Source organism: Steroidobacter sp., assembly GCF_016790065.1.
Lineage (GTDB): Bacteria > Pseudomonadota > Gammaproteobacteria > Steroidobacterales > Steroidobacteraceae > Steroidobacter.
This window is the reverse complement of record NZ_JAEUPY010000276.1, coordinates 1-5680: the sequence shown is the minus strand read 5'-3', so window position 1 is coordinate 5680 and position 5680 is coordinate 1. Positions and strand designations below refer to the sequence as shown.

4 protein-coding genes are annotated in these 5680 nt (G+C 61.6%); 3 read left to right on the top strand and 1 reads right to left on the bottom strand.

The window, feature by feature from the left end; translation table 11 throughout:
• The coding region (locus JNL55_RS11955; RefSeq protein WP_293853063.1) for an electron transfer flavoprotein-ubiquinone oxidoreductase at positions 1-817 on the top strand (817 nt) is incomplete at its 5' end.
• Between the two features lie 13 nt (positions 818-830).
• The gene (gene zapE, locus JNL55_RS11950; protein ID WP_293853061.1) at positions 831-1940 is read left to right on the top strand and encodes a cell division protein ZapE; all 1110 of its coding nucleotides are present in this window, start codon (positions 831-833) and stop codon (positions 1938-1940) included.
• 7 nt (positions 1941-1947) lie between these two features.
• Here zapE and JNL55_RS11945 read toward each other — a convergent pair whose 3' ends face one another.
• Positions 1948-3366 (bottom strand): tetratricopeptide repeat protein, encoded by a 1419-nt coding sequence (locus tag JNL55_RS11945; protein ID WP_293853059.1) that lies wholly within the window; start codon positions 3364-3366, stop codon positions 1948-1950.
• Between the two features lie 99 nt (positions 3367-3465).
• Here JNL55_RS11945 and JNL55_RS11940 point away from each other — a divergent pair.
• A partial coding sequence (locus tag JNL55_RS11940; protein WP_293853066.1) for a BTAD domain-containing putative transcriptional regulator occupies positions 3466-5680 on the top strand: 2215 nt, incomplete at its 3' end.

The window sequence follows — 5680 nt, the reverse complement described above, 5'->3', positions numbered from 1 at the left end:
AGATCCGCGGCTGAAGCCGTTCGAAGCGTTCCAGCAGTTCAAGAATCATCCGCGTATCAAACCATTGCTGGAAGGCGGCGAGATTCTCGCGGCCGGTGCTCGCACCATCGCAGCCGGCGGCTATCAATCGCTGCCGCGTCTCGACATGCCCGGCGCCATGTTGATTGGCGATGCTGGCGGCACGCTCAACGTGTTCAAGATCAAAGGCATTCACCAAGCGATCCGCTCGGGCGCCCTGGCCGCCGAGCATCTGGCCGAACAAGGCAAGAGCGCCGGTTTCGATGCGCGCTGGCGGAAATCCGACGGGCACCGTGAATTGCATTCGGTGCGCAACTTCAAGCCGGCGTTCAAGCGCGGCCTGTATTTTGCGATGGCCAATGCCGGCATCGAGGCGCTGCTGAAGGGCAAAACCCCTTGGACGCTGCGCAATACTGCAGACTGGTCGGCGCTGGAGAAGCTGGGCGACTATGCGTCGCCGGATCGCGGTTGGAGCGATCGCACGCTGGCGCCGCGCGATCGGCTGGCATCGGTGTTCTTCGCCGGCAACGTGCATGATGAAGCGCAGCCTGTGCACCTGAAGGTGCTGGACACATCGATCTGTGTCACTCGCTGCACCAAGGAATACGGCAACCCTTGCCAGAACTTCTGTCCGGCCGGCGTGTATGAAATGGTCGACGACGGTCAGGGCAGCAAGCGCCTGCAGATCAACGCAGCCAACTGCGTTCATTGCAAAGCCTGCGACATCAAGGATCCGTACGAGATCATCAACTGGACCACGCCCGAAGGTGGCTCAGGGCCGAACTACCAAAACATGTAACGTCATTCCGCCAGTGCCCGACCACTCTACGTCCGCCACCACCGTCGCCGCCCTCTACGAACGCGAATGCGCCCGCCTCGGCTATCAGCGAGATCCCGTGCAAGAGCGGGTGGTGGCGCTATTGGACGAGTTGCGGGAACGGCTGGTGGCACCGCAGCCCAAGGGCGGCCTGTTCAAAGGGCTGTTGTCCCGCAAGGAACCTCAGCTGCAGAAAGGCCTGTATCTATGGGGCGGCGTCGGGCGCGGCAAGACCTGGCTGATGGATCTGTTCTTCAACAGCCTGCCGTTCAAAGAACGCCAACGCAGCCACTTCCACCGCTTCATGCAGTCGGTACACGACGAGCTGAAGAAACATCAGGATCGCGCCGACCCGTTGCCACTGATTGCGGCAAAGATCGCCAAGAAGACTCGGATCATTTGTTTCGACGAGTTCTTCGTCTCCGATATCGCGGATGCCATGCTGCTCGGCACTCTGTTCGGCGCGCTGTTCGAACGCGGCGTGACCTTGGTCGCCACGTCCAACGTGCCGCCGGATAACCTCTACAAGGAAGGCCTGCAGCGAGCCCGCTTTCTGCCAGCCATCAAGCTGCTGAAAGAAAATACGCAGGTCGTGCACGTCGACAGCAATACCGACTATCGCTTGCGACTGCTGGAACGGGCGACGACCTGGTTCGATTCGCATGACGCCAAGACGCCGACGGCATTGGTCAACCTTTTCGAAGCCATGGCTGGCGAACCCGGCGCGGTCGATGCAACGCTGACGTTGAATCATCGTCGCCTGCATGCCAAACGCCACGCCGGCGATGTCATCTGGTTTACGTTCAAGGAACTGTGCGACGGACCGCGAGGACAGGCTGACTACATCGAGATCGCACGCTGCTATCACACGGTGTTCGTCAGCGACGTGCCGCAGCTCGGCGTGGAGTCGGAGAATCAAACGCGTCGCTTCATCACCATGATCGACGAGTTCTACGACCGCGCCGTCAAAGTGATCGTCGCGGCCGACAAGCCGGTCACGGAACTGTATCGCGGCGCCAAGCTCACCTTCGAGTTCGAGCGCACTCAGAGCCGACTGATCGAAATGCAGTCACAGGAATACTTGGCTCGGCCGCATCAGCCGTAACGAGCCGTTAGCCTGATAGCGCCATATTCCGCTGTGGCATGAACTGCGCCTTGCGCCGAGTCTCGGCGCTCTCCATCGCCTTCGCCGCGGCGCCTAAGTCCCCGCCCATTTCCATCACCCGCGCAGTCAGCTGCCAGTTCGACGGGCTCGACGGCTTGAGCTGAGTCCGCTCCGCAATCAGCGCCCGTGCCAGTCGAATCTGATTCGAACGTAACGCCGCTTCGACCAGCGTGAGATGAATCAAATCACGTTGCGCGTGACTACCACCGAAACGACTCGCGATGGTACGAATGGCCTGCAACCGCAGCACCACGTCCGCGTAGTTACCATTGGCAAACGCCATCAGCGCTTGCGCCAACGGCAAGCCCACTTCGCGAGTCATCATGGCGTTGGTATCCGTGCCCGAACATTTCTGTTCCATCGCCGCGATGGCTCGCTGAGCCAGGTCCATGCGTTGCGCACCGACGAAGGCCATGACCGCGTGCGCATCGTTGAACGCGTAGTAAGCATGATCGACGAACGGCTCCCAACAGTTGGCCAACGCCTGCCACCGGTCCGTCACATCGACGCCGCGTAACGTCAGTCGCCACAACATCGCCGATGCGTCGATCATTTCCAGCGGCACCTGCGAGGGCGCCGGCCGGATGCGACGGTCGAACAGATCCAACACCTGTGAAACGTTGCCCGCCTCCAGATGAAACAACGCCAGATGCCACCAATTGTGGAACGCGAAGCCGTTGTTCTCGGCCCAGTCGGATTCACGCGAGGTCAGGAAGTCGATGCCTTCGCGAATCCGTCCCTGCATTTCCATCACGTGAGCCACGGCATGGACACCCCAGGCGTCCACCGGATTGATTTCCAGCGCCCGGCGGCCGATGTCCTCAGCCCGCGAATACAACCCCGTCTCTTCCAGCCCGAAGGCATACATACCCAGTACAAAGTTATAACCGGGTGCGCTGGTGTCCCATTCGGGCAACACCTGGGCCACCCGGTCCCGCAACATGCTGCTGGAGCCGAGGAAGAAATCGCCCACATGAGCCACCTGCAACGCCAGCAGGTCGCGGGGATGATCCAACAGAATCTCACCATAGCGGCGTACTGAACCGGCGAAGTCGCCCTGCAGCCAGCTGCGGGCGGCGGCGGCATGGGCCTGCTCACGATCGTTAGCCCGTCGACCCAACGATTCGATGGCCTCGATGCTCTCGCTCAGCAGTGGCACCACCATGCGGTCGGTGGCCATGATCATCAGCCCAGCCCGCAAACAGTGGCCCATGGCAAAGCTGGGGTCGACCTCGAGCGCGGTCTGGATGGCGGCCAAAGGGTCGAGCCGGTAGCTCACCGACAGCTGCAAGGCTTGTTCGTATTGAGCCACAGCGGCCGAGTTCCGGGTCGACACCGGGCAACCGCGCGAATCTCGAAGTGACATACCGTTCTCCCGACTGCTGTTCTGAATGGGGGCGTGGGAGGTATTTGTACGCAGCGTTCGTGAGCTGAAAGTCTCGACAGCCGTGAAAAAAGCGTGAAAATGGCGAGCCTGGCCGATAAGAGTCCAAACAATCGGGACCGCTCCGCCGTGACTGAATTGACATTACAAGTGTTGGGGTCGTTTCACGTCCGCGACGCCTCGGGCGGCGAGGTTCGTATTGCCTCTCGTAAAGGGCGAGCGCTACTCGCCTATTTGGCCCTGCGCCCCGGTGAATCTCACAGCCGCGACCGGCTGGCCACCCTGCTCTGGGAAGACGCCGACGAAGAACTGGCACGCACCAGTTTGCGGCAGGCACTGGCGGCACTCAGAAAATCGTTACCTTCGGCAGCCCAGGCAGCGCTGTTGGCAGACACCGAATCGGTAGGCGTGGATGCCGAGTTGCTCCAAAGTGACATCGAGTCGTTTCGTCGCGCTCTGCTGGCCGGCACGCGCACCTCGTTGCAAGACGCGATCAGTCAGTATCGCGGCGATTTGTTGGATGGCTTCGACGCACGCTCCACCGCCTTCGATGAATGGTTGAGCAGCGAACGCGGCACCTTGCGCAAACAAATGAGCGAGGCTCTGCAACGTCTCACCGATTTATGCATGGCTGCCGAAGACAACGACGGTGCGTTGACGGCGTGCAGCCGCCTCGTCTCCCTGGAACCGCTCAACGAAGCCGCGCACCGGCGCATCATGGAGCTGCAAGCCCGGCGCAACTCTTACGCTGAAGCGCTTCGGCAATATCGCGTTTGCCGCGATGTGCTCCGGCGCGAGCTGGATGTGTCGCCCGAGGCCGCGACTGAACAGTTGTATCGCGAACTGATGCGCAAACGTCGCGCCGCTGTGGCCGAACCCGGCGATGGCGAATCGTTTGTGGATGACACCGTCGAAGCGGCGCCAGCGCCGGCCGCACGCGCCGAACTTAGACCGGGCTTGCGAGATGCGACTATCCTGGTCGCGCGTTTGGAAGGATTGCTGGAAACCGAGGCGCGACTCGATCCCGAAGAAGCGCATTTGTTGTCCAACGAGTTTCAACGCCGCGTGCAAAGCGCCGCGCAGGAATTCGGCGGGGTAGCAGATCGTCGCGTGGGTTCGAATGTAGTCGCCGTGTTTGGCATTCCGCATTCCTACGGCAACGAAGCCGAACGCGCCGCTCGTGCCGCGTTGATGTTGCGTGACATGGTGGCCGCGAAACCCTGGCCGGTGGCGAACGCGTTGGCTCTGCGCATCGGCATCGCTCAAGGCCAAGTCCTTTGCGGCGCCGACATGTTTCCTTTGAGCGGACGGCCGACGCACGAAGCTCACGCACTCGCGTCGCAAGCTCAGGACAGCGAAGTCTTGATCTCAGAAGAGATTCATCAATCGCTGGGCGAGCGCGTCAACACTCAACGCGTCGGCGCAGCGTTGCAAGCGCATTCCGAACCTGTGAATGCGTGGTCGCTAAATGCCATCGGCACGGACAGCGGCGCCACAGCGCAACCTTTCGTCGGGCGCCGTCCTGAGCTGGCGATGATTCTGGCGTCGCTGGATCGATGCACGTCGAGCCGACACGGCCGCGCCATCGTGGTCCGCGGTGAAGCCGGCATCGGCAAGACGCGGTTAGTGGACGCCGTGCGCAGTGCCGCCGTCGAACGCGGCGTTGACGTTCACTCAGCACAGATCTTCGACTTCGGTCAGTCGCCCGGTCGACGGCCCATCACGACGCTGGCGTTGAGCTTGCTCGGCATTCGCGGCGATGCGCCTGCTGCTGAACGCAAAGCTGCCGTACAACGCATGGCTGCACTTCGTGGCGGCAACATCGATCAAATCATTTTCCTGAGTGACTTGATCGACGCTCCCCTCGATTCCGAGCTGGCGGCCCTGGAAAAGGCCATGGAAGTAGCCACTCGTCAGCGTGGCCGTACGCTAGCGCTGGCACAAATCATCGAAGCCGCGGCCCAACGCTCACCGCAATTGCTGATCGTCGAGGATGTGCATTGGGCCGACACCGACGAACTGGCGCGGCTCGGTGAGATCGCAGCCGTAGTCGCGAACTGCCAGATCCTGTTCATCATGACGACCCGGCCCGAAGGCGATCCGATCAGCGCCAGCTGGCGAGCACGCGCACGTGGCTGCCCGGTGACCACAGTGGATCTGGCACCGCTCGCCGAAGACGAAGCGCAAGAACTGGCGGCGCACTATCCCGAGCTGTCGAGCGAGACGATTCAAGAGTGCATCGTGCGCGCCGAAGGTTATCCGCTGTTCTTGGATCAGTTGCTCCGCTCTGCGAGCG